Genomic DNA, 5,211 nt, shown 5'->3' with positions numbered 1-5,211 from the left:
GATGCTACAACCCCTTCATCCCTTCCCGAATGAAGATGTCCGGCGGCGACCTACTCTCCCACACCCTCCCGAGTGCAGTACCATCGGCGCAATCGAGCTTAGCTTCCGGGTTCGGAATGGAACCGGGCGTTTCCTCGACGCTATGACCGCCGTAACACAACGAGACCCAACCAGCCCCCACACCCCCAAACACAGGGACGCAGCGGTTGTTCCTCAAGAACCACACAGTGGACGCGAACACACACGCAAACAACACAATCAGTGACAGTGTTTGAGTAAGTCATCAGCCATTAGTACCAGTCAGCTCCACACGTTACCGCGCTTCCACATCTGGCCTATCAACCCAGTCGTCTACTGGGGGCCTCCCACACCACAAGGGTGCACGGATATCTAATCTTGAAGCAGGCTTCCCGCTTAGATGCTTTCAGCGGTTATCCCTTCCCGACGTAGCCAACCAGCCATGCCCTTGGCAGAACAACTGGCACACCAGAGGTCAGTCCATCCCGGTCCTCTCGTACTAGGGACAGGCCTTCTCAAATATCCAACGCGCGCAGCGGATAGGGACCGAACTGTCTCACGACGTTCTAAACCCAGCTCGCGTACCGCTTTAATAGGCGAACAGCCTAACCCTTGGGACCAACTCCAGCCCCAGGATGCGACGAGCCGACATCGAGGTGCCAAACCATGCCGTCGATATGAGCTCTTGGGCAAGATCAGCCTGTTATCCCCGGGGTACCTTTTATCCGTTGAGCGACACCCATTCCACAATGAGGTGCCGGATCACTAGTTCCTGCTTTCGCACCTGCCCGACATGTCTGTCTCGCAGTCAAGCTCCCTTGTGCACTTACACTCAACACCTGATTGCCAACCAGGCTGAGGGAACCTTTGAGCGCCTCCGTTACTCTTTAGGAGGCAACCGCCCCAGTTAAACTACCCATCAGGCACTGTCCCTGATCCGGATCACGGACCGAGGTTAGGAATCCAGAACGACCAGAGTGGTATTTCAACAGCGACTCCACACTCACTGGCGTGAATGCTTCCCAGTCTCCCACCTATCCTACACAAGCCGTCCCGAACACCAATACCAAACTATAGTAAAGGTCCCGGGGTCTTTCCGTCCTGCTGCGCGTAACGAGCATCTTTACTCGTAATGCAATTTCGCCGAGTTCGCGGTTGAGACAGTGGAGAAGTCGTTACGCCATTCGTGCAGGTCGGAACTTACCCGACAAGGAATTTCGCTACCTTAGGATGGTTATAGTTACCACCGCCGTTTACTGGGGCTTAAATTCTGAGCTTCGCTCCGAAGAGCTGACCCGTCCTCTTAACCTTCCAGCACCGGGCAGGCGTCAGTCCGTATACAGCGTCTTACGACTTCGCACGGACCTGTGTTTTTAGTAAACAGTCGCTTCTCCCTGGTCTCTGCGGCCCTCGAGGCTCTCACCTCTCAGGCCCCCCTTCTCCCGAAGTTACGGGGGCATTTTGCCGAGTTCCTTAACCACGATTCTCTCGAACGCCTCGGTATTCTCTACCTGATCACCTGAGTCGGTTTAGGGTACGGGCGACCGTGTTCGTCACGCTGGAACTTTTCTTGGCAGTACAGGATCACTCACCTACGCCCATACGGGATCCCCATCACGTCTCACCCTCATGGCCACGCATTACCGTGACCGGGCTGCTCGCTTAGACGGACTATTCCATTAAGTCCGCGGAAGCTACCTCTCTGCGTCATCCCTCGCGCTGACCTACTACACCCTTGGTTCCCAGCCTCACTCACGCACGCACCCCGAAGGGCACGAGGCAAGCTCGGGTGGTTAGCATCAGATGCCTCGGCATGGGTCCTCCTACGATCGGTTCGGGAATATCAACCCGATGTCCATCGACTACGCCTGTCGGCCTCGCCTTAGGTCCCGACTAACCCAGGGCGGATTAACCTGGCCCTGGAACCCTTGATCAATCGGCGGACGGGTTTCTCACCCGTCTTTCGCTACTCATGCCTGCATTCTCACTCGTGCAGCCTCCACCACTGGGTCACCCCGCGGCTTCGCAGTCTGCACGACGCTCCCCTACCCACCCCACACAACGTGGAGTGACACAGCTTCGGCGGTGTACTTGAGCCCCGCTACATTGTCGGCGCAGAATCACTTGACCAGTGAGCTATTACGCACTCTTTCAAGGGTGGCTGCTTCTAAGCCAACCTCCTGGTTGTCTCAGCAACTCCACATCCTTTTCCACTTAGCACACGCTTAGGGGCCTTAGCTGATGTTCTGGGCTGTTTCCCTCTCGACTATGAAGCTTATCCCCCACAGTCTCACTGCTGCGCTCTCACGTACCGGCATTCGGAGTTTGGCTAAGGTCAGTAACCCGGTGGGGCCCATCGCCTATCCAGTGCTCTACCTCCGGCACGAAACACGCAACGCTGCACCTAAATGCATTTCGGGGAGAACCAGCTATCACGAAGTTTGATTGGCCTTTCACCCCTATCCACAGGTCATCCCCTCCATTTTCAACTGAAGTGGGTTCGCGCCTCCACGCGGTCTTACCCGCGCTTCACACTGCCCATGGATAGATCACTTCGCTTCGGGTCTAGAGCCGGCGACTGAACGCCCCGTTCAGACTCGCTTTCGCTACGGCTACCCCACACGGGTTAACCTCGCCACCGACCACTAACTCGCAGGCTCATTCTTCAAAAGGCACGCCGTCACCCCGTAAGGCTCCGACGGATTGTAAGCGCACGGTTTCAGGTACTATTTCACTCCCCTCCCGGGGTGCTTTTCACCTTTCCCTCACGGTACTTGTCCGCTATCGGTCACGAGGTAGTATTCAGGCTTACCAGGTGGTCCTGGCAGATTCACACCGGATTTCACGGGCCCGGTGCTACTCGGGAACAGCATCACGCCGCACAACAGTTTCGTCTACGGGGGTCTCACCCTCTACGCCGTCGCACTCACCACGACTTCGACTACCAATGCACGTCCACGTCGGGCTGCCGGCAGACAACCCCGATACGTCCCACAACCCCCGCCCTGCAACCCCTGCCGGGTATCACACAGAACAGGTTTAGCCACCTCCGCTTTCGCTCGCCACTACTCACGGAATCACTATTTGTTTTCTCTTCCTGCGGGTACTGAGATGTTTCACTTCCCCGCGTTCCCTCCACACCACCTATACATTCAGTGGCAGGTACCGCGACATGACTCGCGGTGGGTTTCCCCATTCGGACATCCTCGGATCACAGGTCGGTTGTCACCTCCCCGAGGCTTATCGCAGACTCCTACGTCCTTCATCGGCTCCTCGTGCCCAGGCATCCACCGTACGCCCTTAAAGACTTGGCAAACACTACAAAGACACTAAAATAAATTGCTTACAAGATGCTCGCGTCCACTATGCAGTTCTCAAGAAACAACCCCACACCACCACCCGAGCCGATACCGGCAACGGGAAGCAGGGAGGACCAGCCACACACCCCGGGGCGAACCCAGGGGCCGCGTGCAGCCTCACAACCCAATAGCGTGTCTCCACCTCGAACCACCAGGCAACCCACGTTCCACGCCCCGAAGGACCGTACTAGCGAGCAGCACCCGATGATGAAGCGCCCATCCGTTGATGTTCCACCCATGAGCAACCACCCCCACCACACGCGGGCAGGCAGATGGCCACCATTAATGGTGATGCTCCTTAGAAAGGAGGTGATCCAGCCGCACCTTCCGGTACGGCTACCTTGTTACGACTTAGTCCCAATCGCCAATCCCACCTTCGACAGCTCCCTCACGAGGATGGGCCACTGGCTTCGGGTGTTACCGACTTTCGTGACTTGACGGGCGGTGTGTACAAGGCCCGGGAACGTATTCACCGCAGCGTTGCTGATCTGCGATTACTAGCGACTCCGACTTCATGGGGTCGAGTTGCAGACCCCAATCCGAACTGAGACCGGCTTTTTGGGATTCGCTCCACCTCACAGTTTCGCAACCCATTGTACCGACCATTGTAGCATGCGTGAAGCCCAAGACATAAGGGGCATGATGATTTGACGTCGTCCCCACCTTCCTCCGAGTTGACCCCGGCAGTCTCCCATGAGTCCCCGCCATAACGCGCTGGCAACATGGAACGAGGGTTGCGCTCGTTGCGGGACTTAACCCAACATCTCACGACACGAGCTGACGACAACCATGCACCACCTGTGCACCAGTCCGAAGAAAACCCCATCTCTGGAGCCGTCCGGTGCATGTCAAGCCTTGGTAAGGTTCTTCGCGTTGCATCGAATTAATCCGCATGCTCCGCCGCTTGTGCGGGCCCCCGTCAATTCCTTTGAGTTTTAGCCTTGCGGCCGTACTCCCCAGGCGGGGCACTTAATGCGTTAGCTACGGCGCGGAAAACGTGGAATGTTCCCCACACCTAGTGCCCAACGTTTACGGCATGGACTACCAGGGTATCTAATCCTGTTCGCTCCCCATGCTTTCGCTTCTCAGTGTCAGTAATGGCCCAGAGACCTGCCTTCGCCATCGGTGTTCTTCCTGATATCTGCGCATATCACCGCTACACCAGGAGTTCCAGTCTCCCCTACCACACTCTAGCCTGCCCGTACCCACCGCACGCCCGAGGTTGAGCCTCGGGTTTTCACGGCAGACGCGACAAGCCACCTACAAGCTCTTTACGCCCAATAATTCCGGACAACGCTTGCGCCCTACGTATTACCGCGGCTGCTGGCACGTAGTTAGCCGGCGCTTCTTCTGCAGGTACCGTCACTCTCGCTTCTTCCCTGCTGAAAGAGGTTTACAACCCGAAGGCCGTCATCCCCCACGCGGCGTCGCTGCATCAGGCTTTCGCCCATTGTGCAATATTCCCCACTGCTGCCTCCCGTAGGAGTCTGGGCCGTGTCTCAGTCCCAGTGTGGCCGGTCGCCCTCTCAGGCCGGCTACCCGTCATCGCCTTGGTGAGCCATTACCTCACCAACAAACTGATAGGCCGCGAGTCCATCCCCCACCGAAAAACTTTCCACAACACACCATGCGGTGCGAAGTCATATCCGGTATTAGCCCCGATTTCCCGAGGTTATCCCGAAGAGGGGGGCAGGTTACTCACGTGTTACTCACCCGTTCGCCACTAATCAGACAAGGCAAGCCCTGTCGTCATCGTTCGACTTGCATGTGTTAAGCACGCCGCCAGCGTTCGTCCTGAGCCAGGATCAAACTCTCCATGAAAACATAGAAAAAA

Annotated in this window: 3 rRNA genes; all 3 read right to left on the bottom strand. The window is 57.0% G+C overall.

The features are described 5' to 3' along the window. Positions 1–37: 37 nt before the first annotated feature. The 3 genes from rrf to M3B01_RS14290 all read right to left on the bottom strand — a co-directional run bounded on the left by rrf (position 38) and on the right by M3B01_RS14290 (position 5,198). Positions 38–154, bottom strand: a 5S ribosomal RNA gene (gene rrf, locus M3B01_RS14300). Between the two features lie 117 nt (positions 155–271). Next, positions 272–3,332, bottom strand: a 23S ribosomal RNA gene (locus tag M3B01_RS14295). A 347-nt stretch (positions 3,333–3,679) separates the two neighbouring features. Next, a 16S ribosomal RNA gene (locus M3B01_RS14290) occupies positions 3,680–5,198 on the bottom strand. Together the 16S, 23S and 5S rRNA genes form the textbook arrangement of a ribosomal RNA operon. Positions 5,199–5,211 lie beyond the last annotated feature (13 nt).

It is taken from the genome of Brachybacterium sp. p3-SID957, from assembly GCF_025144775.1.
Classification (GTDB): Bacteria; Actinomycetota; Actinomycetes; order Actinomycetales; family Dermabacteraceae; genus Brachybacterium; species Brachybacterium epidermidis.
This window is presented reverse-complemented; position numbering and strand designations above follow the sequence as displayed.